General features: G+C 73.4%; 20 protein-coding genes and 1 pseudogene. 7 read left to right on the forward strand and 14 right to left on the reverse strand.

The window, feature by feature from the left end:
* Window positions 1–189: 189 nt before the first annotated feature.
* Together ACN261_RS09980 and ACN261_RS09985 are read right to left on the reverse strand one after the other, a co-directional pair.
* Complete coding sequence (locus ACN261_RS09980) at window positions 190–1,740, reverse strand: LPXTG cell wall anchor domain-containing protein (RefSeq protein WP_425849645.1); 1,551 nt, start codon at window positions 1,738–1,740, stop codon at window positions 190–192.
* A gap of 103 nt (window positions 1,741–1,843) precedes the next feature.
* Complete coding sequence (locus ACN261_RS09985) at window positions 1,844–2,056, reverse strand: hypothetical protein (RefSeq protein WP_421484951.1); 213 nt, start codon at window positions 2,054–2,056, stop codon at window positions 1,844–1,846.
* A gap of 124 nt (window positions 2,057–2,180) precedes the next feature.
* Here ACN261_RS09985 and ACN261_RS09990 point away from each other — a divergent pair, with 124 nt between their 5' ends.
* Together ACN261_RS09990 and fbaA are read left to right on the forward strand one after the other, a co-directional pair.
* Window positions 2,181–2,564, forward strand: a complete 384-nt coding sequence (locus ACN261_RS09990; protein WP_421484952.1) for a phage holin family protein — start codon at window positions 2,181–2,183, stop codon at window positions 2,562–2,564.
* Window positions 2,565–2,708: 144 nt separating this feature from the next.
* The gene (gene fbaA / locus ACN261_RS09995; RefSeq protein WP_088641929.1) at window positions 2,709–3,731 is read left to right on the forward strand and encodes a class II fructose-bisphosphate aldolase; all 1,023 of its coding nucleotides are present in this window, start codon (window positions 2,709–2,711) and stop codon (window positions 3,729–3,731) included.
* A 94-nt stretch (window positions 3,732–3,825) separates the two neighbouring features.
* On the opposite strand, the gene ACN261_RS10000 is transcribed toward fbaA, so the two are convergent.
* Complete coding sequence (locus ACN261_RS10000) at window positions 3,826–5,031, reverse strand: LOG family protein (RefSeq protein WP_425849648.1); 1,206 nt, start codon at window positions 5,029–5,031, stop codon at window positions 3,826–3,828.
* Between the two features lie 308 nt (window positions 5,032–5,339).
* On the opposite strand from ACN261_RS10000, the gene ACN261_RS10005 reads away from it, so the two are divergent.
* A complete protein-coding gene (locus ACN261_RS10005) occupies window positions 5,340–5,768 on the forward strand; it encodes a DUF3151 domain-containing protein (RefSeq protein WP_421484954.1) in 429 nt (142 codons plus the stop codon).
* 55 nt (window positions 5,769–5,823) lie between these two features.
* Here ACN261_RS10005 and ACN261_RS10010 read toward each other — a convergent pair.
* Window positions 5,824–7,206 (reverse strand): annotated as a pseudogene (locus tag ACN261_RS10010) (MinD/ParA family ATP-binding protein); the annotation flags it as partial.
* Between the two features lie 1,425 nt (window positions 7,207–8,631).
* Complete coding sequence (locus ACN261_RS10015) at window positions 8,632–9,645, reverse strand: hypothetical protein (protein WP_425849651.1); 1,014 nt, start codon at window positions 9,643–9,645, stop codon at window positions 8,632–8,634.
* A 123-nt stretch (window positions 9,646–9,768) separates the two neighbouring features.
* On the opposite strand from ACN261_RS10015, the gene ACN261_RS10020 reads away from it, so the two are divergent.
* The 3 genes from ACN261_RS10020 to purD all read left to right on the forward strand — a co-directional run bounded on the left by ACN261_RS10020 (window position 9,769) and on the right by purD (window position 13,677).
* Window positions 9,769–11,058, forward strand: a complete 1,290-nt coding sequence (locus ACN261_RS10020) for an adenylosuccinate synthase (RefSeq protein WP_421484956.1) — start codon at window positions 9,769–9,771, stop codon at window positions 11,056–11,058.
* Between the two features lie 197 nt (window positions 11,059–11,255).
* Window positions 11,256–12,182 (forward strand): type IV toxin-antitoxin system AbiEi family antitoxin domain-containing protein, encoded by a 927-nt coding sequence (locus tag ACN261_RS10025; protein WP_425849653.1) that lies wholly within the window; start codon window positions 11,256–11,258, stop codon window positions 12,180–12,182.
* A gap of 244 nt (window positions 12,183–12,426) precedes the next feature.
* A complete protein-coding gene (gene purD, locus ACN261_RS10030) occupies window positions 12,427–13,677 on the forward strand; it encodes a phosphoribosylamine--glycine ligase (RefSeq protein WP_421484958.1) in 1,251 nt (416 codons plus the stop codon).
* A gap of 115 nt (window positions 13,678–13,792) precedes the next feature.
* On the opposite strand, the gene ACN261_RS10035 is transcribed toward purD, so the two are convergent.
* From ACN261_RS10035 to ACN261_RS10050, 4 genes are all read right to left on the reverse strand, one after another.
* Window positions 13,793–15,016: a serine hydrolase domain-containing protein gene (locus ACN261_RS10035; RefSeq protein ID WP_421484959.1), complete on the reverse strand. Its 1,224-nt coding sequence runs from the start codon at window positions 15,014–15,016 to the stop codon at window positions 13,793–13,795.
* Between the two features lie 58 nt (window positions 15,017–15,074).
* The gene (locus ACN261_RS10040; RefSeq protein WP_421484960.1) at window positions 15,075–16,640 is read right to left on the reverse strand and encodes an AMP-binding protein; all 1,566 of its coding nucleotides are present in this window, start codon (window positions 16,638–16,640) and stop codon (window positions 15,075–15,077) included.
* A gap of 149 nt (window positions 16,641–16,789) precedes the next feature.
* Entirely contained in the window at window positions 16,790–18,004 is a 1,215-nt protein-coding gene (locus ACN261_RS10045; protein ID WP_425849657.1) for an acyl-CoA dehydrogenase family protein, read from the reverse strand.
* Between the two features lie 2 nt (window positions 18,005–18,006).
* Complete coding sequence (locus ACN261_RS10050; protein WP_421484962.1) at window positions 18,007–18,459, reverse strand: SCP2 sterol-binding domain-containing protein; 453 nt, start codon at window positions 18,457–18,459, stop codon at window positions 18,007–18,009.
* 78 nt (window positions 18,460–18,537) lie between these two features.
* On the opposite strand from ACN261_RS10050, the gene ACN261_RS10055 reads away from it, so the two are divergent.
* Window positions 18,538–19,176: a TetR/AcrR family transcriptional regulator gene (locus ACN261_RS10055; RefSeq protein ID WP_421484963.1), complete on the forward strand. Its 639-nt coding sequence runs from the start codon at window positions 18,538–18,540 to the stop codon at window positions 19,174–19,176.
* A 53-nt stretch (window positions 19,177–19,229) separates the two neighbouring features.
* On the opposite strand, the gene ACN261_RS10060 is transcribed toward ACN261_RS10055, so the two are convergent.
* From ACN261_RS10060 to ACN261_RS10080, 5 genes are read right to left on the reverse strand one after another with little or no spacing between them, the layout of a single operon-like run.
* A complete protein-coding gene (locus tag ACN261_RS10060) occupies window positions 19,230–19,847 on the reverse strand; it encodes a DedA family protein (protein ID WP_425849660.1) in 618 nt (205 codons plus the stop codon).
* 48 nt (window positions 19,848–19,895) lie between these two features.
* On the reverse strand, window positions 19,896–21,209 hold the full coding sequence (locus ACN261_RS10065; RefSeq protein ID WP_425849662.1) for an adenylosuccinate synthetase: 1,314 nt from the start codon (window positions 21,207–21,209) through the stop codon (window positions 19,896–19,898).
* A complete protein-coding gene (locus tag ACN261_RS10070) occupies window positions 21,206–22,165 on the reverse strand; it encodes a hypothetical protein (protein WP_421484966.1) in 960 nt (319 codons plus the stop codon). Before ACN261_RS10070 ends, ACN261_RS10065 begins: the two co-directional genes overlap by 4 nt.
* Window positions 22,166–22,175: 10 nt before the next feature.
* On the reverse strand, window positions 22,176–23,165 hold the full coding sequence (locus ACN261_RS10075; protein ID WP_425849664.1) for a serine/threonine protein kinase: 990 nt from the start codon (window positions 23,163–23,165) through the stop codon (window positions 22,176–22,178).
* The gene (locus tag ACN261_RS10080) at window positions 23,162–23,914 is read right to left on the reverse strand and encodes an NUDIX hydrolase (RefSeq protein WP_421484968.1); all 753 of its coding nucleotides are present in this window, start codon (window positions 23,912–23,914) and stop codon (window positions 23,162–23,164) included. Before ACN261_RS10080 ends, ACN261_RS10075 begins: the two co-directional genes overlap by 4 nt.
* Between the last annotated feature and the right edge of the window lie 46 nt (window positions 23,915–23,960).

The raw sequence follows: 23,960 nt of genomic DNA on the forward strand, positions 1-23,960 counted from the left end.
CCCGTGGGTGACAGTGAAGCCTGCGAATCCTATGGATCTCGTGCTTCCTGTGTTGCCCGTGATGCCGCGCAGGTCGAGAGATGGGCCGAACGGGCCGGCTGAACAGGCACAACGGCCGGGTCGAGCCCGTGGACGGTTGCAGCGACCCGCCGCCCGGGCCGCCGACGGGACTCGGATGGTGGAGGAGGATCAGGCGACGAAGCGGGTCCTGTGCCGGCGGGCCACCAGGTAGCCGCCGAGGCCGGCAACGAGCAGCCCTCCACCCAGTGCGGCGAGAGATGCGGCGGCGCTGCCGGTGATCGGCAGTGAACCGTCCCCGTCCGGTTCCCCACCACCGGTGCCGTCGGCGGCCGGCAGGAACACGATCTCCGCCCGGTCGTTGCGGTGATCGGTGTCACCGTCGAGGGCGGTGGTCACCGCCCCGGCGGTCCGTCGGGTCAGCCGGTCGACGCGCAGCGTCAATTCGTACGAGAAGGTCTCCCCGGGGCTGGCGAGGTCTCCGGGACCACCGCACCCGTAGGACCGGGCACCGGGCTCGCCTATGTCGCCACCGTTCCACTTCCCATCGGTGACCGGGTAGCAGTTCCAGACGATGTCGACCACCGTCAGGCCGTCCGGGATGTCGACCTGCACCAGGGGTTGTTCCCGCCACGTCTCCACGGCCGTCGGCCCCAGGTTGCGGAAGCCGATCGTCATCTTCACCCGGTCACCGACCCGCACCCGGGCCTCGTCACCCACGGCGGCGGCGTCCGCCGTCCGGTCGCCGGTGATGGTCACCCGGACGTCGGTCCAGCTGTTCCGGACGGCCGGATCGGTCCGCGCCGCGGACGGTTGGGCGACCAGGCGCAGCTCGATGCCGTTGCCGGGAGTGTCGGGCGGTTTCGGTGCGGTCGGATCCTTCTCGACCAGCGCCCAGTCGTCGGTGGTCCACCACTGGAGCCGGTTGGTCAGCACCAGGCCGCTGCGGGCGATCCTGTTCACCCGCAACGGCAGCGGATCCGAGAGGCGGTAGGTGACCCCCGGTTCGAGTTCCGTGTCGAAGTGGCAGACGAGCGGGGTGCCCTCCCTCCACCGGCAGTTGCGGAAGTTGTCGCGGTACGTCAACAGCCAGTCCGGGTCCATGGTGAGCACGACACCGCGTTCGGGTCCGGGGCCGGCGTTGCGCACGGTGCCGGTGACGTCGAGCAGGTCGCCGGGCTCGACGCTCAGCTCCGCCTTCGGCGTGGTCTGGAGGTCGACTCCCTCGACGACGGTCACCGTGGTGGTCCGGGTGCCGCTGGCCGCGGACGACGTCACGTCGAAGCGAAGCTCGACCCGGGTGTCCAACGACGCGTCGGACCGGGCGTCGATCTGGAAGAACAGGGTGGGGAACTCGTTCGACATGGCCGCCTTGCCTCTTCTGGCGGTGCAGCTCAGGTGCCTGGCGGGTTGGGCGCAACTCCAGCCGTCGCCCGAGGTGGTGAGGCGGCCGACCCTGTCCAGCTCGGACAGGTCCATGTCGAGGTGGAATGGCTCGCCCTCGGCGATGTGAGGGATGTCGATGCGCACCTGGCCCGAGGTGCTGTGCCCGGGCGCGACCAGCAGGTCCCGCGATTCGATCTTCACCGCCCCGGCTGCGGCCGGCACGGCGGCGGTGGGGACGAACGCGCCAGCGGCCACGGCGGGTCCGGCGGCGGTGCCGAAGAACGCGCCGACGACGACGAATGAGGCGAACCAGCGCCGCAGGTGGTGCCGAAACATGAGGGCTGCCTTCCGGCGGGTGACGGAACGTGGTCAGCCTCTCACGGTGGCCGCGTTCCGCGTCGTCCCGCCGCGCCGGGGCGTCGTCGGCCGTCCCGCACCGTCAGCGGTAGTCGTCCTCGTCGGCGGTGACCACCCGGGCCTGCTCCATGGCGTCCCAGTCGGCGACCTCCAGGCCCCGGTGCGGCTCGGCGTCGGTCTCGTCCGGGCCGACCACGGCGGCCTGCTCGACCGCGTCGGCCGGCTCGGCCTCCAGGTCGCGTTCCTGCGGGTCGAGGTGGTCGCTCGGGGTGAAGTCCTCGTCGGGCTGACCCATCGTCCCTCCCTGGTTGCGGCGGCCTGTCCACCCCACCGTACGGGCTGGTGGCGGAGGTCGCCCGGTGGGCGCGGGAACGCGGGAACGTCCCACCGGCGACGCCGGGCGGTGTCAGGATGGACCGGTGGGTTTCCTGATCCGGTTGGTGATCACGGCGATCGCGCTGTGGGTCACCACGCTGATCGTGCCCGGGGTCGACGTCTCCGGGCGCAACGGCGCGAACACCGCGCTCACCCTGCTGCTGGTGGCGCTGATCTTCGGCGTGGTCAACGCGGTGCTCAAACCGGTGATCAAGGTGGTCGGTTGCGTGTTCTACCTGCTCACCCTCGGGCTGTTCGCGCTGGTGGTGAACGCCCTGCTGTTCCTGCTGACCGACCGGATCGCGCGCGCGGTCGACCTGTCGTTCCGGGTGGACGGTTTCTGGCCGGCCTTCTGGGGGGCCATCGTGATGGCCGTGGTGACCTGGCTGATCAGCGTCGCCGTGCCGGACGGCCGGGAGGCCCGGTGAGGCCGGGCGGTGGACGGTCACCGGGGCGGTTGTGTCCGCCGACGCCTCCTACGGGATACTGCCGACGGTGGACAGCGCGGTCCGGCGCACCGATGGAAGACAGCGGCCAGCGCGGCCGAGAGCGGTAAGTAAGGAGCGTTTCACATGCCCATCGCTTCCCCCGAGGCTTACGCGGAGATGCTGGACCGGGCCAAGGCCGGCCGGTACGCGTACCCCGCGATCAACGTGACCTCGTCGCAGACCCTGAACGCGGCGCTGAAGGGCTTCGCCGACGCGGAGAGCGACGGCATCATCCAGGTCTCCACCGGTGGCGCGGAGTACCTGTCCGGTCCGTCGGTCAAGGACATGGTGACCGGCGCGGTGGCGTTCGCCGCGTACGCGCACGAGGTGGCCAAGAAGTACCCGGTCAACATCGCGCTGCACACCGACCACTGCCCGAAGGACAAGCTGGACGGGTTCGTCCGGCCGCTGATGGCCATCTCCCAGGAGCGGGTGAAGGGCGGCCAGGAGCCGCTGTTCCAGTCGCACATGTGGGACGGCTCGGCAGTGCCGGTGGCGGAGAACCTGGAGATCGCCGCCCAGCTCCTCGACGAGGCCGCCAAGGGCAAGATCGTCCTGGAGATCGAGGTCGGCGTCGTCGGTGGCGAGGAGGACGGCGTCGAGAACGCCATCAACGACAAGCTCTACACCACCGTCGAGGACGGCCTGGCCATGGTCGAGGCGCTGGGCCTGGGCGAGAAGGGCCGCTACATGGCGGCGCTGACCTTCGGCAACGTGCACGGCGTCTACAAGCCGGGCAACGTCAAGCTCCGGCCGGAGATCCTCAACCAGATCCAGGAGGCGGTCGGCGCCAAGTACGGCAAGGACAAGCCGCTCAGCCTGGTCTTCCACGGCGGCTCCGGCTCGCTGCTGGAGGAGATCCGGGAGGCGCTCGACTACGGCGTGGTGAAGATGAACATCGACACCGACACCCAGTACGCCTTCACCCGGCCCGTCGCGGACCACATGTTCCGCAACTACGACGGCGTACTCAAGATCGACGGCGAGGTCGGCAACAAGAAGCAGTACGACCCGCGTACCTGGGGCAAGCTGGCCGAGGCCGGTCTCGCCGCCCGGGTCGTCGAGGCGTGCGAGCACCTGCGCTCCACCGGCACCCGGATGAAGTGACCCTGACGTACCCCGGCGACGGCCGGCTCCCCACCCGGGGTGCCGGCCGTCGCCGTCTCGGGTCCCGCCCGTCCCGCCCGGCCGGGCCGGGCCGTCAGGCGGTCGCGGTGAGCACCCGGACGGCCTCCCGTACGTCGTCGGTGAGGTGGATGCTGCCGGACAGGTCACCGAAGGGCGACCCGGCGAACAACGGCCGCAGCAACGACTCGATCGGCAGCTCCCGGGTCCAGTACGCCTGGTCGAGGAAGACGTACGCCCCGCTCGCCCCGTCCGTGCCGTAGTACGTCTTCGTGGCCGCCTGGAACACCTCCTGCACGGTGCCGGCCCGGCCGGGCGCGAAGACGATCCCGCCCCGGGCCAGCCGCAGGATGGTGTCCTCCCGGATGGCGTTGGAGAAGTACTTGGCGATCCGCCCGGCGAACAGGTTCGCCGGTTCGTGCCCGTACAGCCAGGTGGGGATGGCCAGCCCGCCGGAACGGGCCCAGTCCACCCCGGGACCGCGCTGCTGCGGCACGGTCGCCGCGTAGCGGTCCCGCACGGCCAGCGCGGCGGCCGTGTAGCGGTCGTGGTCGGTGAAGTCGGGGGCCACCGCCAGCAGGTCGATCGCCGTGCTCAGCTCCTGCGCCGGCCAGGCCGACAGGAACGCGCCCAGGTTGGCCGCCTCCATCACCCCGGGGCCGCCGCCGGTCACCACCAGCCGGTCGGCCCGCGCCAACTCCCAGCCCAGCACCGCCGCCATCCGGTACGGCACACTGCCGCGCTGGACCGCGTGCCCGCCCATCACCCCCACCACCGACTGCGGCCCGTGGGTGGCGAGCCAGGTCCGGGTCGCGTCGGCCAGGGCGTTGTCCACGCCGTGGTCGTGCAACCGCTGGCCGAGCGCCTCCTTCACGTCCGGCAGCGCGCCACCGTGGGCGCGGAAGTGGTCGTAGACCCGGGTGTCGTACATTCCGGCGAACCCGGCGGTGGCGAACCCCTCGGCCAGGTCGGTCGGGGTGTAGAGGTGGGCCGGCTGGGTCGGGTACGGCAGGCCGGAGAAGGGCGGTACCACGTTCGCGCCGCGCCGGACCAGGTCCGCGCCGACCTCCCGGCCGGCGAACCGGCAGCCGACGAAGAGGGTGCCGGTCACGTCGGCGGCGGTCAGGTCGGGGACCGGGTCGAGGTCGAGGCGGAGACCCTGCACGGTCAGCCCGGCGAGGCTGTCGGCGGCCAGGTGCCTGTCGAACTCGGCACGGGTCTCGATCTCGTCATGACTGGTGTCGTGCGGCGCGATGACGTCCGCCGGAGGTGGGGTGGGCACCCCGCCATCCTGCCCCCACCCCGCCACCGCGCACCGGGGCAGGGGTACCGACGACAGGAGCCCGGCGACCGAGGTCGCCGGGCTCCTGCGTAACCGGGTCCTGGGGAGGCTCCGGACCAATAGTTGTAGTGGAAAATATCTTCGGGTGGCATGGGCCGCAGGGCCGGTACGGTCGGCCGAGGGTTCACCCGACGGGGCCGAGGGTTCACCAGGTGGGGTCCCCGACGTGACGTAGACCTCCACCGTTCAGCCAGCGTACCCACCCGACCCCCTCGCGCCGCGCAGGGCGAAGCGGGTTGAATGGGGCGATGCAGAACCTGTTGCCTGAGCCTCCGGCCACCCTCCTGCCCGCGCACGACGAGGCGGACGCCGCGCTGGCCGCTGCCGCAGAGCAGGGCACCGACGAGGCGTACGCCGAGGTCGCGGCCCGCTTCCCGACGCACAGCGCGGCCTGGGCGGCGCTGGCCACCCGGGCCCTGGACGGCGGCCAGGTGGTCGCGGCGTACGCGTACGCCCGCACCGGCTACCACCGGGGCCTGGACCAGTTGCGGCGCAGCGGCTGGAAGGGGCACGGCCCGGTGCCCTGGTCGCACACCCCGAACCGGGGTTTCCTGCGCTGCCTCTACGTCCTGTCCCGGGCCGCCGGGGAGATCGGCGAGGCGGACGAGGCCGCCAGGTGTGCCCAGTTCCTCCGCGACTGCGACCCGGCCGCCGGGGACGCCCTCGCCAGCGCCTGACCGGCCCGTCCCCGGTCCGCCCCGACGGTCGTCGGGGCGGACCGGCCGACCGGGGTCAGAGGCCCTCGGCCACCGCCGCCGCGATCTTCAGCCAGGCGTCCCGGGTGGCCGAGGAGAGCCCGCCGTACCGGATCGGCTCGCCGGTGTCGATCAGCCGCTCGTACGGCGCGAGCAGCACCGCCCTCGTCCGGGCGGCGAAGTGCTCCTGGATGGCCGGCAGGTCGATCTCCTTGCGTGACGGGGGCATCGACACCACCGTCACCGCCTGCCGGACGAGCCGGTGCCGGCCGCTCTGTTCCAGGTGGTCGAGCATCCGGGCGGCCGTCTCCGCCGAGTCGTTACGGGCCGACATGGTGACCACCAACTGGTCGGTGGCGTCCATCGCGGCCTGCCAGTTCTGCGCCCGGACGTTGTTCCCGGTATCCACGAAGATCAACTTGTAGAACCGGCTCACCACCTCGCGGATCTCGGCGAACGCCGCCGCCGTCAGCATCTCGCCCCCGGTGGCCGACTCGTCCGAGGCGAGCACGTCGAACATCCCCTCGCCCTGCGAGCGGACGTACTGCGACAGGTCGCCGATCCGGCCGTGCGGCCCCTGGAACTGCCCGAGGTCCCGCAGCATGTCGCGCACCGTACGGGAGTGGAAGTCCTGCTGCGCCCGCATCCCCAGGGTGCCCTGGGTCTCGTTGTTGTCCCAGGCCAGCACGTAACCCCCGCGCTTCTGCCCGAAGGTCATCGCGAGCAGCAGGATGGCCACCGTCTTGCCGGCCCCGCCCTTGGGATTGACCACGGTCACCTGGCGCAGCCCGCCGAAGTTGCGGCGCACCATCTCGATGTCCCGCTTCACCTCCTGCTCGTGCTGCCCCGGAGGGAGCTTCACCAGGCCGATCCTGTTGACCATGGCCCGGACGCCCATCGTGGCGATCGGCTCGGCCGGCCGGATCTGCCGGCGGCGGGCGAAGTCCTCGGCGGTCGGCGCGATCCCGCTCTCCGGTGACCATCCCATCTCGGGGTAGCCGGCCGGGGCGAGCGGATCGGGATAGACCGGCGCGGGCGTCGGCGTCGGAGGCGTCCCGCCGGGGGCCGACGGCTCCGGCCAGGACGGCCGGTACCACCCGCCGGTCACCTGCTGTCCCGGCGCGGGTGGTACCGCTGCCGCTTGCGGCCCCGGAACCGGCTGACCCGTCGCCTGCTGCGGTCCGGTCTGCTGTCCTCCTGCCTGCTGCGGTGCGGTCTGTTGCCCCGTTGCCTGCGGCGGTCCGGGCACCGGCTGGCCGGGTCCGGGTTGCTGTCCCGGTGCCGGGTACCCGTGGACCGGCTGTTCGGGCAGCGCCAGGCCGGGTTCCCACGGCTCGGGCAGCGACAGGTCAGGCGCCGGCGGCTCGGGCCGGGACAGACCGGGTACCGACTGTTCAGGCAGTGGGAGGGCGACTGCCGGCGGCTCGGGTCGGGACAGGCCGGATGCCGGCTGGGTGGGCAGCCCGGGGCCGCCAGGGTCCGTCGACTCCGGTCGGAGCGGGCCGGGAACTGCCGACCTGGTTCCGGGCGGATCGAAACCAGGGCCGTCCGGTCCCGCTGCGGTCGGCTCCGGCCGGCCCGGTGCCGTCGGTTCCGGTCGGTCCGGACCGGTGTCCCCGGCTCGGAACTGTTCGGGGACGCCGGGGCCGGCGGTGGCCGGAGGGGGCGGCGGTGGTCCGACGGGTGCCGGGTGGGGCGTGCCGTCGGCTGCGGTCGGATCCTCCGGGGACGGCTGCGGCCCGACGGCGACGCGGCCCACGGGCTCGTGCTGTCCACCGCGCAGGTGCGTCGGCCCGGCTGACGCGTGGGTCGCCCCGCCGGGCAGGTGCGTCGGCCCACCTGGCACCTGCTCCCGCCCGCCGGATCCAGGTGTCGCTGCCGCTGGGTGGTCGGCCCCGCGTACCGGTGCGGTGGCCGGACCGGTGATCCGGTCGGGCTCGTCGGTCCCGGTGGAGAGCCGCTGGGGCGGCAACGCCCAGGGTGACTCGCCCCGCCCCGTGAACTGTGCCGGCACCGCCGCCACGACCGCCGGGTCGGCCTCCTGGATCTTGGAGGATTTCGGCCCCGCCGGGGGCCCGAACCTTCCAGGATTCAACTCGGTCGGGTCATCTCCGTGGGCCACGACGCTCCCGTTGCGCGGAGGGGTTGGTGGGGCGGGACGGGACGGACTGTTCGGCGGGGGCGTCGCAGCAGCCGACATCGACGGTCCTGGCCCGGCGGGCGGGGCGGCCGGAGTCAGCGGCCCGGGCCCGGCCGGCGCAGCAGCCGTGGAAGGTCCGGGCGGCGTAGCGGCGGGGGCCGGCGGTGCCGGGGGACCGGCGAGCGACGGGTCCAACGTGAAGGGCAGGTCGAGATCCACCCGCCCGGTCCGGCCCGGACCCGTCCCACCGGCCGGTGCGGTCGTCCGGCCCGCACCGCCACGATCCGCCGGGGCGGCGTACCCGGGAGGGTCGTAGCCGGGAGGGGGGTCGTAGCCGGGGGAATCGTCGTACCTCGGGGAGTCGTCGTACCGAGGGGGAGTTTGGGTCGACGGGGTCGGCTCGGGCAGGTCGGGCACCCAACCGTCCCCGGGCGGGGTCCAGCCGCCGTCGGTCGGCAGGGGCGCGACCTCCGCCGCCAGTGACGGGTACGCCGTCGGCGGGTAGACCGGCGTGGGCTCGGCGGCCCAGTGCGGCACCGGGGGGTCGGGCGGCCAGAGAGGTTCGATGTCCCGCTCCGGCCCCGGCTGCTGGCCGGGCTGTCCGGCCCGGTCGGCGTTGTCGTCCACCACGGATCCTCCCCACTCCTCCCGCCGAGGATAGGCCGTCCCGTTCCCGTTACGCCGGGTGACGGACGCGGGGAACGGTCAGCCGGTGAAGACCGCCCAGGCTCCGGGCTCGGTCCACCAGGACCGCTTGCGACTCAGCTCACCCTCGACCCCGTCGTCGAGGAAGGGCACCCGCTCGTCCCGGGGGATCACCGCCACCGCCCGGCCCCGGGCCCGCCGGACCTCGTACCGGATCTTCTTCTTCCTACCCAACGTCGGGCGGGTCGGCACGGGAACGGCCACCGCGACCTCCACCCGACCGTCGGCCGGGTCGCCGGCGGTGAGCAGCGGCAGCGAGTCGAGGGTGGCGTAACCGCCGGCGTTGCCGATCGCGCAGGCCAGGATCGGGTCCGCGCCGTCGGAGAGCACCGCGTCGTCCACCTCCACCCGACCCCGCCAGTGCAGCGGCCGGCCCGCCTCGTCGGCGGCACCGAGCAGCGCCCCGTCCAGGGTCACCGAACCGCCGTCGTTGCGCAGCAGGTCGAGCCGGCGTACCCCGCCGTCGAGCACGGCCGCCGCCACCGCCGCCGGGTCCCGGGGCAGGCCGAGCTGCGCGGCCAGGTCCCGGTGCGGGCCACCCCGGGCCGGATCGAGCGGGAGTACGCCGATCGGCGGCAGGTCGGGCACCGTACGGTCGCCGGCCAGCTCGGCGGGACGGCGGCTGGGCGGTGGGGCGTACCGGCGGACGAGCCGACGCACGACGGCGCGCAACTGGGCGTCGCTGGCGACGGCGACGACCAGCCTGGTCTTGCTGTCCGGGTCGGGCCAGGCGAGGCCGTCGGGGCGGGCCGGGGCGTCCAGCCGGGCCAGCACCTCGTCGACCTCGGCGTCGGAACGGGCGACGACGGTCTCCACCCGGGCACCCCGCGCGGTCAGCGCGTCCGCGCAGGCCAGCACCGGTACGCGCGGCGTCTCGCAGCGCTCCCTGTCCGGCGGCGCGGCCGGTTTCCCGGTGGCCTCGGGAGCACCGCCGCAGCAGGCGTCGCCGCTGCCGCAGCCCCCACCGGGAGCGTCCCGCTCGGAGCCGAGGGTGAGCAGCACCACGTCGTACACTCCGGGCCTCCTGCCTCGCGACGTGAACCCCTGCCGGCCACGCCGTTTGTACTTGTTAGCCTGACACCCCGGGCTCGCCAACCGGTCGCCACCTGGCACCCGAGCCTTCTGGAGGCGGACAAGATGCCAGCGATCGTGCTCATCGGCGCTCAGTGGGGCGACGAGGGCAAGGGCAAGGTTACCGACCTGCTGGGTGAGCGGGTCGACTACGTCGTGCGCTACTCCGGCGGCAACAACGCCGGCCACACGGTGATCACGCCGGACGGGCAGAAGTACGCGCTGCACCTGATGCCGTCAGGCGCGCTCTCCCCGAGCGCGATGATCGTCATCGGCAACGGGGTGGTGGTCGACCCGAAGGTGCTGCTCGCCGAGATCGACGGGCTCGCCGAGCGGGGGGTGGACGTGTCCCGGCTGCGGATCTCCGGCGACGCGCACCTGATCATGCCGCACCACCGCGCGCTGGACCGGGTGGTGGAGCGCTACCTCGGCTCGGCCCGGATCGGCACCACCGGGCGCGGCATCGGCCCGGCGTACGGCGACAAGGTCGCCCGGATGGGCATCCGGCTCCAGGACCTGCTCGACCCGGGCATCCTGCGCAAGAAGCTGGAACTCGCGCTGCGCGAGAAGAACCAGCTGCTGTTCAAGGTCTACAACCGCAAGGCGATCGACGTCGACGAGACCGTCGAGGAGTACCTGCGCTACGCCGAGCGGCTGCGGCCGTACATCGCCGAGACCCGGGTGATGCTCTGGGACGCCCTGGACCGGGGCGAGACGGTGCTGCTGGAGGGTGCCCAGGCCACGATGCTCGACATGGACCACGGCACCTACCCCTTCGTGACCTCGTCGAACCCGACGGCCGGTGGGGCGTGCGTGGGTGCCGGCATCCCGCCCACGGCGATCACCAGGGTGATCGCGGTGAGCAAGGCGTACACCACGCGGGTGGGGTCGGGCCCGTTCCCGACCGAGCTGTTCGACGACAACGGCCAGCACCTGCGCAAGGTCGGCCACGAGTACGGCACGACCACCGGCCGGGAACGTCGGTGCGGCTGGTTCGACGCCGTCGTGGCCCGGTACGCGTGCCGCCTCAACGGTGTCACCGACCTGGTCGTCACGAAGCTGGATGTGCTCACCGGCCTGCCCAAGGTCCCGCTCTGCGTCGGGTACGAGATCAACGGCGAGCGCTTCGACGACATGCCGATGACGCAGACCGACTTCCACCACGCCACCCCGATCTACGAAGAGCACGACGGTTGGTGGGAGGACATCAGCAAGGCGCGCACCGAGGACGAGCTGCCGGAGAATGCCCGCCGCTACATCGCCCGCATCGAGGAGATCACCGGCACCCGGGTCAGCGTGGTGGGCGTGGGCCCCGGCCGCGAGGAGAACGTCGTCCGCCACCCCCTCCTCCCCTGACCCCCGCCTCCCCTCCCCGCGCTGTGCGCGGCCCCGCTGTGCCCCCCGCTGTGCCCCGGTGATCAAGAGGTTTGCGTCACGGATTCGCCCTCCGATGACGCAAACCTCTTGATCACCTGTGGAAACCCGAGGGTTGTCCACAGGGTTATCCACAGGGGTGGAAGTGGGGGTGGGCGGGGCGTGAGGGTGGCGGGGTGATGCCGCTCGAAATTCTCCGTCGGATCGCCCTCGGGCAGGACGGCATGGTCACCATGTCGCAGGCCCTCGCGGCCGGGTTGACCCGGCACCATGTCCGGCAACTCTGCCGCTCCGGGCGGTGGAGGCGGCTGTCCCGTGGTTGCTACGCCCCCGTCGGGCCGCCACCGGACACGGACGCCCCGCGGGCCCGCATCCGGGCGGCGGTGACGAGCCTCGGCCCCGGAGCCTTCGCCGTCCTCGACAGCGCCCTCGCGCTGCACGACATCGCCGGGCCACGCCGACCCGCCGTCCACGTGTCGGTGCCGGTGGACCGGCCCCGGCCGCAACGGCACACCGACCCCATGCTGGTCGTCCACCAGTTCACCGTGGCCCCGGGCGACGTCGTCGACGTAGCCGGCGTTCCCACGACCTCGCCGTTGCGCACGGTGACGGATATGATTCTCCGGCTCGACCGGTACCCGGCGGTGTCCGTGCTCGACTCGGCCCTGAACCGGGGGCTCGTCACCCCGGAGGACCTGACCACCGCGCCGACGCTCGTCCGGGGCCGTCGGGGTGCCCCGGCGGCCCGCAGGCACCTCGCCGAGGTGGACGGTCGCGCCCAGTCACCGCTGGAAACGTGGTCGCGGCTGCGCTGCGTCGACGGCGGAGTCCCACCCGACGTGCTGCAACAGGAGGTCCGGGACGGAGACGGTCACCTGCTCGGTATCGGTGACCTCGGATGGCGGGCGGCGCGGTTGATCGCCGAGGCCGACGGGGCGGGCCCGCACGGCACCCCGGAGGCCCTGTTCGCCGACCGTCGCCGGCAGAACCGCCTGGTCAACGCCGGTTGGCGGGTGCTCCGGTTCACCTGGTCCGACGCGCTGCGCCCGGACTACATCCCGCACACCGTCCGCCAGGCCATGGCCCTCACCCGCTCCCGCCCCTAGCTCGTCGAGCATCGCGCCCGGCCTGCCCCAGGCTTCCCCTCTCCTCGCCCCCTCGCTCGGTGATCAAGAGCTTTGCGTCAGTTGACCAAGAGGTTCGCGTCAAAGTCGATCTTCAACGTGACGCAAACCTCTTGATCACCGGGGAAAGCCGGGGCGGGGGCGGGAGAGGCGGGGGCGGGGCGGGGGAGGCGGGTGTGGGGCAGGGGGGAGGGGAGGGTGGGGGTGGTGGGTAGGATTCGTCGCCGTGCGCGTACTTCTTCTGGGTGGTGGCGGGCGGGAGCATGCGCTCGCGCTCGGGTTGGTCGAGGACCCGGCGGTCGAGGCCCTGTTCGCGGCACCCGGTAACCCGGGGATCGCGGGTGTGGCGGAGCTGCGGCAGGTCGATCCGTCCGATCCCGCCGCGGTGGCCGGGTTGGCGGTGGAGGTCGGTGCCGACCTGGTGGTGATCGGGCCGGAGGCCCCGCTGGTCGCGGGGGTCGCCGACGCGGTACGCGCCAAGGGCGTCCCCGTGTTCGGCCCGTCGGCCGCGGCGGCCCGGCTGGAGGGCTCCAAGACCTTCGCCAAGGAGGTCATGACGGCGGCCGGGGTGCCGACCGCCCGCGCGTACACCTGCACGGACGCGGAGAGCGTCGGGCGGGCGCTCGACGAGTTCGGCACGCCGTACGTGGTGAAGAACGACGGGCTGGCCGCCGGCAAGGGCGTGGTGGTCACCGACGACCGGGACGTCGCGCTGCGGCACGCGCAGGAGTGCGGTCGGGTGGTGATCGAGGAGTATCTTTCCGGCCCCGAGGTCTCCCTGTTCGTGGTGACCGACGGTGAGGCGGCCCTGCCGCTGCTGCCGGCGCAGGACTTCAAGCGGGCCGGCGACGGCGACACCGGCCCGAACACCGGCGGCATGGGGGCCTACGCGCCACTGCCGTGGGCACCGCCGGGCCTGGTCGACGAGGTGCTGGCCGACGTGGTCCACCCGACGCTCGCCGAGATGCGCCGCCGGGGCACCCCGTTCGCCGGGCTGCTCTACGTCGGGCTGGCGCTCACCGCCGCCGGCCCCCGGGTGATCGAGTTCAACGCCCGCTTCGGCGACCCGGAGACCCAGGTCGTGCTGGCGCTGCTGGAGACCCCGCTCGGCGGCCTGCTGCACGCCGCGGCGACGGGCACGCTGGCCGCGCACCCGCCGCTGCGGTGGCGGGACGGTGCGGCCGTCACGGTGGTGGTGGCCGCCGAGGGTTACCCGGCGACCCCACGTACTGGTGACGTGATCACCGGCGCCGACCACCCGGGCGTCATCCACGCCGGCACCGTCCGCCGGGCCGCCGACGGCGCGTTGCTCTCCGCCGGCGGCCGGGTCCTCTGCGGTACGGCCACCGGCCCGGACCTGACCGCCGCCCGGGACGCCGCCTACGCCCTGGTACGCGGCATCGAGCTGGCCGGCTCGCACCACCGCACCGACATCGCCGCCACCGCGATCGACGGCCGGATCACCGTCCCCGACTGACCCCTGCCGGCCCGGCCGGGTGCCGCCCGTCGGGCCGCACGGTCAGAGCAGGGACAGGGCGGGGACAGGGCGGGTCAGAGCAGGGACAGGCGGCTCAGAGCTGGCGCAGGGCGGGTCAGAGCAGGGACAGGGCGGCGGCGATGACCCGTTGGGCGGTGGCGCTGAGATTCTCGCCCTTGGCGTCGGTGCCGGTGATCGAGTACTCCATCCGGAACCGGCCGTCCCTGGTGGAGGCGACCCCGGCGAGGTAGCCGTACCGGGAACCGGTCTTGATCCACAGGGTTTCGCCGTCGGGCAGCGGGAACGCGGTGAGCCCCGCGCTGTAGCGGGCCGGCCCGCCGCCGACGTCCGGCACGCCCGGCAGGGTGAACATCGTGTCGAGCTGGGCCGGTGGCACGATCCGACCGGCGAACAGCGCGGTGAGGAAGGTGTCCAGGTCGGTCAGGCTGGAGACGACGTTGCCGGCGGCCGGGGTGAAGGTCTGGCTCCAGGTGGTGACGTCGACCAGTTCGGTCCGACCGTCGCGGACGACGGCCTGGTAGCCGTGGGCGTGCGGACCCCGGAGGCGCGGGTCGTCACCCGGCGCGTACGTGTCCTTCAGGCCGAGCGGCCGGGCGATGCGCCTGTCCAGTTCCGTCGCGTACGGGTGGCCGGTGACCTTCTCGATGATCATCCCGGCGACGATGTACCCCATGTTGGTGTAGTGCTGCCTCGTGCCGGGGTCGAACTCGCGGGGGTTCTCCAGCCCGAGCCGGACCAGTTGCCGTGGGGTCCACCTGTCGTACCGGTGGGCGAGCTGCCACTCGATGTCGTCCGGCACGCGGGGGCTGGGCAGGCCGCTCGTGTGGTCGAGCAGTTGCCGGACGCTGACCGGCGGGTAGTCGGCGGGGAGCAGCCCGGGCAGGAGCCGTTGCACCGTCGCGTCGAGGTCGATCCGGCCCTCGGCCACGAGTTGCAGCACCATGGCGGCGGTGAACGCCTTGGTGACGCTGCCGACCCGGAACCGGGCCTGCGGCGGTACGCCGGTCGGGCCGCGCAGGTCCCGTACGCCGGTGGCGCCGGTCCAGCAGCCGTCGGGCGTGGTGATCCGGACCTGGGCGCTGGTGGCGTCGGCGTCGGGTAACCCGGCTATCGCCTGCGCGACGGGGGTCGGGTCGAGGGTGCCGGGCCGGCAGCCGGCAGCCCCGCGCCGGTCACCGGCGGAGGCGGGAGCGGCGGCGGAAGCGGGCACGGGGGCGGCGACGGCGAGCAGGGCACCGAGGGTCGTGGCGACGAGCACGGCCCGTCGATTCATGATCTTCATGGCGTCGAGCCTGCCGGTGACGGGGAGCGACGACATCGGGGAGAGTCCCCCGCCGCACCCCGATCGTCGACTCGGGGGACCACCGGGGGGAGGATCAGCCGTAGTAGCGGCGGAGTTCCCGGGTGAGCACCTTGCCGGTGGCGTTGCGGGGCAGGTACTTCACGAAGACCACGTCCCGGGGTACGGAGAACCGGGCCAGGTAGCGCCTGACGTACTCGCGTACCGCCTCCGGGTCCAGGGTCTCGCCGGGGTGCAGGGCGAGGAACGCGGCCAGCCGCTGCCCGTACTGCGGGTCCGGCACGCCGAGCACGGCCGCCTCGCGGACCTGCGGCAGCCGGGCGAGCAGGTCCTCCAGCTCGGACGGGAACACGTTCTCCCCGCCGGAGACGATCATGTCGTCGGCGCGGCCGTCGACGAAGAGCAGTCCGTCGGCGTTGACCCGGCCGAGGTCACCGGTGTCGAGCAGCCCGTCGTGGGTCTCCCGGCGGGCCCCCGAGGTGTAACCCTCGAACAGCATCTCGTTGCCGACGAGGATCCGGCCGACCCGCCCGGCCGGCACCGGCTTCCCGTCGTCGTCGACGATCTCCAGGCGGGTGCCGTGCGGGGGGCGACCGGCGGTGGTGGGGGCCTGGCGCAGCTCGGCGGGGCCGGCGATGGCGGCCCAGGAGACCTCCGTGGAGCCGTACAGGTTGTAGAGGACGTCGCCGTAGGTGTCCATGAACCGGGTGGTGAGGCCGCCGGGCAGCGCCGAGCCGCTGACCGCGACCACCGTCAGCGGCGGTCGCGGGTCCGGCGGCGGCACGTCGAGCAGACGCTGCACCATCACCGGTACGGCGAACAGCGCCTGGCAGCGGTGCGCCACGAGCGCGTCCAGCGTGGCGGCGGGGTCGAACCGGCGGTGCAGCACGATGGTGGCGCGCAGCGCGAAGGCGACCTGGAGTGCCGCGTACCCCCAGGTGTGGAAGATCGGGGCGGCGATCAGCACGGTGTCGTGGGTGTGCAGCGGGATGCGGTCGATGATGGACACCAGCGGGCCGAAGCCGTTCGGGACGGGCCGGCGGGCGCCCTTGGGGGTGCCGGTGGTGCCGGAGGTCAGCACGATGGTCCGGCCGTCGTGGGCGGGCGGGGAGAGCCGGTCGGCGGGGAGCGCGGCGGCGATCAGGGCGTCGAGGCCGGGTTCGTCGACCCGGTGCACCTCGGCGGGGACGCCGAGGAGCCGCTCGGCGAACTCGGTGTCGTGCACCAGCACCCGCAGCCGTTGCTCCTCGGCGACGGTGGCGAGCTGCGCGGCGGACAGTCCGGTGTTGACCAGCACCGCGTCGGCGCCGAGCAGGGTGGCGGCGACGATGCCCTCGATGAGCCCGTGGTGGTTGCGGCACAGCAGCCCGACCCGGTCCCCGGCCTGTACGCCGAGCACGCTGCGCATCGACCGGGCGAGCCGTTCGGCCCGGTCGAGCAGTTCCCGGTAGGTGAGTTCGTGGCCGTGCTCGTCGACGACGGCGACCCGGCCCGGGTCGCGGGCGGCTGCCTGCCGCAGTTCGCCGGCCATGCCCCAGCCCCACTGGCGCAGCGCGGCGAGTTGCGAGGCGACCCGGACGGGGTGCCCGGGGGTGAGCAGTCCCCGCCTGGTCAGTGTGGCCACGATGAACGGCAGGTCCATCCGGCGACCTCCTTCGGGGTACGACGTGGGGCCGGCCGGGGCCCCCACCAGGGATTCCTTTCCGATCATGCGTCGTCGCCGGCCGACCGCCCAGTCGGCGTCGCCCGTGGTGGACGGGCGGTGACCGGGCGGTCGACCGGTGGCGACGGTCAGCGGATCTGGACGCCGGAGATGGCGCGGGAGATGACCAGCCGTTGGATCTCGGAGGTGCCCTCGAAGATGGTGTAGATCTTGGAGTCCCGGTACCAGCGTTCGACCGGGTGGTCGCGCAGGAAGCCGGCCCCGCCGAGGAGCTGCACGGCCCGGTCGGTCACCGCGACGGCCACCTCGCCCGCCTTGAGCTTGGACATCGAGCCCTCGCCGGCGGTGAACGGCCGGTTGTTGCGGCCCATCCAGGCCGCCCGCCAGACCAGCAGCCGGGCGGCGTCGATCTCCATCTTCATGTCGGCCAGGGCGAACGCGACGGCCTGGTTGGCGATGATCGGCCGGCCGAACTGGACCCGGTCCCTGGCGTAGTCGAGGGCGTACTCGTAGGCGGCGCGGGCGACGCCGAGCGCCTGCGCGCCGACCGTCGGCCGGGACAGTTCGAAGGTGCGCATCGCGGCCTGGCCGCTGGCCCGTTGCCCGGACCGGGCGCGGGCCAACCGCTCGTCCAGCGCGTCCTTGCCGCCGAGCAGACAGCGTCCGGGCACCCGGACGTCGTCGAGGAAGACGTCGGCGGTGTGCGAGGCGCGCAGTCCCAGTTTCTTGAGCTTCCGGGTCGCGTGCAGCCCGGCCGTCCCCGGCGGTACGACGAACGCGGCCTGCCCGCGCGAACCCAGCTCGGGCGCGACGGAGGCGGTGACCACGTGCACCCCGGCGATCCCGCCGTTGGTAGCGTACGCCTTCTGCCCGCGTAGCACCCACTCGTCGGCGGCCTCGTCGTAGACGGCGCGGGTACGCATGGCCGAGACGTCGGAGCCGGCCTCCGGTTCGGTGGTGCAGAACGCGGCGACGGCGGGGGCGTCGACGGTGCCGAAGCACTGCGGCACCCATTCGACCATCTGGTCGGGGGTGCCGGTGCCGTAGATGGCGGCGACGGCGAGCGAGCTGCCGAAGATGCTCAGCCCGATGCCGGCGTCGCCCCAGAAGAGCTCCTCGCTGGCGATCGGCAGGGACAGCCCGGTGGGGTCGGCCCAGCAGGTGGCGAGGAACTCGAAGCCGTACAGGCCGATCTTCGCCGCCTCCTGGATGATCGGCCAGGGGGTCTCCTCCCGGGCGTCCCACTCGGCGGCGGCCGGGCGCACGACCTCGGCGGCGAAGCCGTGCACCCAGTCCCGCAGGTCCCGCTGTTCCTCGTTCAGGTCGAGCGAGAACTCGGCCATCGTCAGGCCTTGGGGATGTCGAACAGGTTGGCGATGTTGGCGGCCAGGCCCAGGTCACCCTTGGCCTTGAGCTTGCCGGTCATGAACATCATCACCGGGTTGGCCCCGCCGGAGACGATCCTCAGGAACTCGACCGGGCCCATGGTGAGGCTGAGCTTCGGGTCGCGGGTGGGGGTCTCGGAGACGGTGCAGGTGCCGTTCTCGATGACGATCTCGTAGGTGTCGGCGCCACCGTCGGGGCGGCCGGTGATGTTCCAGTGGATGACCGCGTTGGTGGTGCCGGCGCGGTCGGCGCGGAAGATCTGCGGCATCCGGCTGAAGACCTCGCTGAGTACCTTGCCGCGCAGGTCGCCGGACATCACCTCGGCGATCTTGTCGTCCGGGGTGGACTTGACCAACTGGGCGAACTCCTTCGGGCCGAAGTTGGCGAAGTTGGCCGGGTCGAAGTCAGTCATGGTAGGTGCACCTCTCGGGACGGACCGGTTCTGGTTACTCTCGCGTAACCTTACGCACGAGTAGGTATGCTCGCAAGGGTGTCCAGCACGCCGAGCTTCAAGCGCCTCCCCCGGGCCGTCCGCGAGCAGCAGATGCTCGACGCGGCGGTCAAGGTCTTCTCCCGGCGCGGCTTCCACGCCGCCAGCATGGACGAGATCGCCGAGGACGCGGGCATCTCCAAGCCGATGGTCTACGCCTACCTCGGCACCAAGGAGGAACTCTTCATCGCCTGCCTGCACCGGGAGACCGCCCGGATGATGCTGGCGATCGCCGGGGCCGCCGCCCCCGACCTCCCGCCCGACCAGCGGCTCTGGCGCGGCCTGCGGGCCTTCTTCGGCTTCGTCGGGGCGCACCGCGACGGCTGGGCCGTGCTCTACCGGCAGGCCCGGGGCTCCCAACCGTTCGCCGCCGAGCTGGCCGCGATGCGCGCCCGGCTGGTCGACGTGGTCGCCGGGATGCTCGACCACGCGCTGCGCGCCCGGGGCCGGGAGGTCGCCGCGACCGAACTGGAGGTCGTCGCGTACGCCCTGGTCGGCGCGAGCGAGTCGCTGGCCGACTGGCTCGCCGACCACCCCGAGGCCGAACCGGAGAAGACCGCCACCCGGATGATGAACGTCGCCTGGCTCGGCGCGGCCCAGCTCCTCGACGGCGTCACCTGGCGACCCCCGGCGGACTGACCGCCCCGCCCGCCGGCTCCCGGCCCCGGCCCACCGGACCCGGCGCAGAGAGGTCAGCGGTGGGCGGCGGCGCGACGACGGGCCCGCAGGCGCATCCAGCGGACCAGCTCCAACACCCCGGTGACGGCCAGCGAGAGCCCGACGCCGACGAGCAGCCCCCGGAGCGGATCGCGTTCGAATGCCAGCCCACCGAAGTAACCGAGCAGCCCGCAGTACAGGCTCCAGACGGTGGCGGCGACGGCGTCGAACACCAGGAAGCGCAGGAGCGGATACCGGACGGCACCCATGGTCAGGGTGACGGCGGTCCGGCCGCCGGGCACGAAGCGGGAGGTGGTGAGGATCGAGCCGCCCCGTCGGTCCACCGCCCGACGGGCCAGGTCCGAGCCGCTGCGGCGGCGGCTGCCGTCGGGTAGCCGGGCCAGCCGCTCCGCGCCGCCGCCCCGGCCGATGCCGTACGACACGTGGTCGCCGGCGAGCGCGCCGAGGGCCGCCACCGCGATCACGGCCACCAGGTTCGGGTGGCCGCTGGCCGCGAACACCCCCGCGGTGATCAGGACGGTTTCGCCGGGCACCGCCGGGAAGAACGCGTCGACCGCGGTCACCACGAAGATCACCAGGTACACCCAGGGCGAGGTGACGGTGTGGTGGAGCAGGTCGAGCACCGACTGCATGCCCTCATGCTCGACGCTGGGCCCCCGGCCGGGGGCCCAGTCGCCGGATCAGGCCACCCGCCGGGGAACCGGCAGCGGACCGGTGGCCGACCTGCCGTGCTCCCGCTTGTCGGCGGCGGTGGGGCCGTGCGAGGTGAGCACCACCGGGGCGGCCAGCGCCTCGGACACCGCCACCGGCCAGTCGGTCGGCGGGGCGTCGTACACCGGACGGGTGGTCAGCAGGCGGGCGGTGAGGGCCGCCTGCCGCTCCAGGTCGCCGGGCGGGCCGGGACGCAACCGGTCGACGCTCTCGTAGCGGCGGCACAGCTTCAGCGCCGGCCGGGTCGGGTCGGGGCGGGTCAGGTCGAGGTGGGTGAGGGCGAGGCCGTCCACCCCGCCGGCCACGTCCAGGGCGTACCGGTGGGCGACGGCGTCGAAGTGACCGAACCGGAACCGGCCCTGCCACGGGTTGGTCGGGTTGCGCGGGTCGGTCAACGGCAGCGTCCGGTCCTCGGTGACCAGCGGGCCGGGCCCGTGCCGGGTGGTCACCGTCCGCACCACCCCCAGCCGGTACGCCGACCCGGCCGCCCCCACCTCGGCGAGCAGCTCCTCGGCGTTGGCGAAGGTGGTGGTGCTCCACGTGGTGTACGGGTGGAAGCCGTGCCACTCGTCCAGCAGCACCCCCTGCGCCCCCTCGAACACCACCGTCCCCGCCCGCAACACCCCGGCCAGGTACGACCGGTCGACGATCGCCACCCGGTCGGCGAAGGCGGTGAACGCCGGCAGGCAGTCGGCCACCGGTGGGGCGTCGAGTGGGCCGAGTTCGGCGGTCAACCGCTCCCGCAGCACGGTGAGCCGGCGACGCAGCAGCTCCCGGTCCCGGCAGTCGGCCACCCGGGGCGCCTCGTCGGGGTGGGCGAGCCCGTACCGGACGGACTCGCCCACCCCCAACCCGCAGGAGCCGTGCCGGGCGGCCCCCCGGGCGATCTCCCGGAGCCGGTTGGCGGCCCGGTGGTACGGCGTGGCCAGCAGCGCCTCCCCGTCCACGGTGAGCCGGTCGAGGGCGTCGGGCACCCCGACCGAGGCCAGGTGGTCGGCCTCGGCGGCCAGCGCCAGCGGGTCCACCACCTGCTGCCGGGCCAGGTGGGTACGCACCCCCGGGCGGAACGTCCCCGCCCCGAACTGGGCGAACGTGTGGTGCCTGCCGTCGGGCAGCACCACGTTGTGGGCGGCCTGCGCACCCCCGTTGAACCGCACCACGGTGTGCACGTGGCGGGTCGCGCAGAGCCAGTCCACGACGGTGCCCTTGCCGGCGTCGCCGTAACCGAGGTCGACCACGATCACGTGCCGGCCGGGCTGTCCGGGGTCGGGGAGGGCGGTCACAGCCGGGTCACCCCACCGGCCCGGCGCGACGTGGCCGGCAGCGTGGAGACCTCGGCCCGCCGGCCGCCGCCCAGCGGGGCCAGCGCCTTGGACACGGTCCGGCCGGCGGTGGAGCCGGCCCGGTCCAGGTCGCGCAGGCCCTCGTCCAGGTCGATGGCCTGCTCGCCGAGGCCGACGGTGAGCGCGATGGTCTCGCAGACCGCGTCCAGGTCGTCGAGGACGACGGCACGCTGCCCGAGCAGGTCCCGCCAGAAGTCGAGCACCGTGGCGTTGCCGGCGTAGTGGCTGCCGGCGGGGAGCAGGTAGTAGGTGTCCCAGCGGCGGGTCACCTCGTCGACGATCTGCCGCAGCGGCACGTCCTCGCCGAGGTCGTCGCCGATCAGCCGACTCACCTCCCGCCGGTTCACCCGGGGGTACGCCAGCTCGTCGCCGATGATGAACAGGTAGCCGCGCCGGCCCCGCTTCTCCCAGCTGTCGGTGACCGTGTGCCGGGCCATGAAGTACATCGCCAGCTCGTACGACTCGGTCATCTGACCGCCGCCACCCCCCTCCAGCACGATCCGGCCGAGGTCGTCGTCCATCCGGTTGTCCGACTCGAACTGCCCCACCTGCAACGGCACCCGGTCGCAGGTGGCGTCGCCGATCGCGCCGAACAGCACCTGCGGGTCGCGGGCGTAGCCCTGGCGCAGCAGCAGCCCGAGCAGTTGCGGCAGCTTGGCCTGGAGGGTGCGGGGCACGTGCCCCATCGAGCCGGTCACGTCGAACAGCACCGCGATGGGTGTCGACTGCGGGTGCTCGGCCGAGTCCCGGCTCTCCCGGACCGCACCGCGCGGGTCGAGCGCCGGGTGCACGGTCCGGGCTCCGCTGTCGCTGTAGGAGAAGGCGCTCTTGCCCTTCTTCTTCCGGTAGCGGTCGGCGGCGTCGTACACGTCGGTGGACCAGATTCCGCTGCCCATGGCAGCCTCCCTAGGGGTTGAGGGTGAACGGTCGGAAGGTGCGCGGCCCGTAGAGCCGGTCGAGCACCTCGTCGAGTTCGCCGAGCAGTCGCCAGGCGTCGTCGGGTCGGGCGGCCAGTGCCGGGCGGCGGCAGCCGTCGGCGAAGGCGCGCAGTTCACGGGGGGCGCGGTCGCCCATCAGCCAGCTCATGCACGTCGCGGCCATCGCCACGTCGGTGCCGGGGCCGGCGGGTCGCCGCGCGGTGACCTCCGGCGGGTACCAGTCCTCGTGGCCGGGGACCAGCGCCGGGACGGTGCCGCCGTCGACGGCGGAGAAGCACCAGTCGACGAGCACCACGCCGTGCGCGTCCGGCTCGATCAGCACGTGCCGGGGGAGCACCGCGCCGTGCACCACGCCGGCCCGGTGGGCCAGGCCGAGGGCGACCAGCAGCCGCCGCCACATCCAGGCCGCGTCCCGGGCGTCCAACCCGTCGGGGTACGCCCGGCGTACCGCGTCGAGGTCGTGCAGCCCGGGTACGGCGGCGAGCACACTGCTCCGGCGTTCCGCCCCGCTGGCGGCGTCGCGGTGCCGGAAGCTGTCCACGAGCCGGGGCACGTACGGCAGGTGGCGCGGGTCGCCCCGGTCCTCGATCTGCCGCAGCGCGTACGCCTCGCGGGCCATCAGGTCGTTGTCGGCCGGGTCGCGGGGAAGCTTGAGCAGCCGGTCCGCGCCGACGTCGTAGAGGTCGGCGAGGTCACCGGCGTGGGCGAGCGCCCCGAGCCGGTACCCGCCGAGCACGACCGTCGCCGGGTCGGGTGTGCCGGTCGCCTGCCAGCGGGTGGTGACCTGGACGAAGGCGTCGGTGGCCGCGGCGCGTACCCGGGCGTCGAGCGCGCCCAGCCGGTCGGGGTGCAGGGCCGCGACCAGTTCGCGGTAGCGCCGGGCCGGGCTGTCGACGCCGAACAGGTCGGCGTCGGTGCGGGCCGCCGCGACCAGCCGGATCGCCTCGTCGGTCCTCACCTGACGGTCTCCTCCCGGGCGGGGCGCAGCAGCGCCGGGTGCAGCAGTCGGGCGTCGCCTGACCGGTAGAGCCGGGCCCGGGGACCGCCCCGGGCACCGCCGCGTTCGGTGTTGCCGCCGGTGCTCTCGACGAAGCCGGGGACGGAGAGCACCTTGCGGTGGAAGTTGCCGGCGTGCAGCGGGTGCCCCCAGACCGTCTCGTAGACGCCGCGCAGCTCGGCGATGGTGAACTCGGGGCCGAGGAAGCGGGTGGCCAGCGGGGTGTACTCCAGCTTGGAGCGGGCCCGTTCCAACCCGTCGTCGACGATCCGGGCGTGGTCGAAGGCGAGCTGCCGGCTGGGCAGGGCGGTGACGGGCAGCCACCCGGCCTCGTCGGCGTCGCTGTCGGCGACCGGGTCGGGCAGGTCGGGGGCGAAGGCGAGGTGGGCGACGGAGACGATCCGCATCCGGGGGTCCCGGTCCGGCGCGCCGTAGCTGGCGAGTTGTTCCAGGTGGACGCGGCGCAGCCGGTCGCCGCCGAGGCCGGTCTCCTCGGCGAGTTCGCGGCGGGCCCCGGTGGCGAGGTCCTCGTCGGGCTGGACGAACCCGCCGGGCAGTGCCCAGTGCCCCTGGTACGGGGGTTGGCCACGCCGGATCAGCAGCAGGTGCAGCGCGCCCTCGCGGATGGTCAGCGCCACCACGTCCACGGTGATCGCGGTCGCGGGGTAGGCGCTGGGGTCGTACCCGGCGAGGAAGTCCTGCTCGTTCACGGCGTCCCTCTCGGGTTGAGAATTACTCGATCTGAGAACAACCTAG

This window comes from Micromonospora sp. WMMD723, from assembly GCF_049863385.1.
GTDB classification, from domain to species: Bacteria; Actinomycetota; Actinomycetes; order Mycobacteriales; family Micromonosporaceae; genus Micromonospora; species Micromonospora wenchangensis.

What these genes read in the sequence shown, in the direction of transcription:
- ACN261_RS10050 (WP_421484962.1), bottom strand. Translation starts at nt 18,459, where the DNA reads ATGACTGACTTCGACCCGGCCAACTTCGCCAACTTCGGCCCGAAGGAG.
- fbaA (WP_088641929.1), top strand. Translation starts at nt 2,709, where the DNA reads ATGCCCATCGCTTCCCCCGAGGCTTACGCGGAGATGCTGGACCGGGCC.
- ACN261_RS10040 (WP_421484960.1), bottom strand. Translation starts at nt 16,640, where the DNA reads ATGGACCTGCCGTTCATCGTGGCCACACTGACCAGGCGGGGACTGCTC.
- ACN261_RS10035 (WP_421484959.1), bottom strand. Translation starts at nt 15,016, where the DNA reads ATGTCGTCGCTCCCCGTCACCGGCAGGCTCGACGCCATGAAGATCATG.
- ACN261_RS09980 (WP_425849645.1), bottom strand. Translation starts at nt 1,740, where the DNA reads ATGTTTCGGCACCACCTGCGGCGCTGGTTCGCCTCATTCGTCGTCGTC.
- ACN261_RS10025 (WP_425849653.1), top strand. Translation starts at nt 11,256, where the DNA reads ATGCCGCTCGAAATTCTCCGTCGGATCGCCCTCGGGCAGGACGGCATG.
- ACN261_RS10070 (WP_421484966.1), bottom strand. Translation starts at nt 22,165, where the DNA reads ATGGGCAGCGGAATCTGGTCCACCGACGTGTACGACGCCGCCGACCGC.
- ACN261_RS10005 (WP_421484954.1), top strand. Translation starts at nt 5,340, where the DNA reads ATGCAGAACCTGTTGCCTGAGCCTCCGGCCACCCTCCTGCCCGCGCAC.
- ACN261_RS10020 (WP_421484956.1), top strand. Translation starts at nt 9,769, where the DNA reads ATGCCAGCGATCGTGCTCATCGGCGCTCAGTGGGGCGACGAGGGCAAG.
- ACN261_RS10060 (WP_425849660.1), bottom strand. Translation starts at nt 19,847, where the DNA reads ATGCAGTCGGTGCTCGACCTGCTCCACCACACCGTCACCTCGCCCTGG.
- ACN261_RS10045 (WP_425849657.1), bottom strand. Translation starts at nt 18,004, where the DNA reads ATGGCCGAGTTCTCGCTCGACCTGAACGAGGAACAGCGGGACCTGCGG.
- ACN261_RS09985 (WP_421484951.1), bottom strand. Translation starts at nt 2,056, where the DNA reads ATGGGTCAGCCCGACGAGGACTTCACCCCGAGCGACCACCTCGACCCG.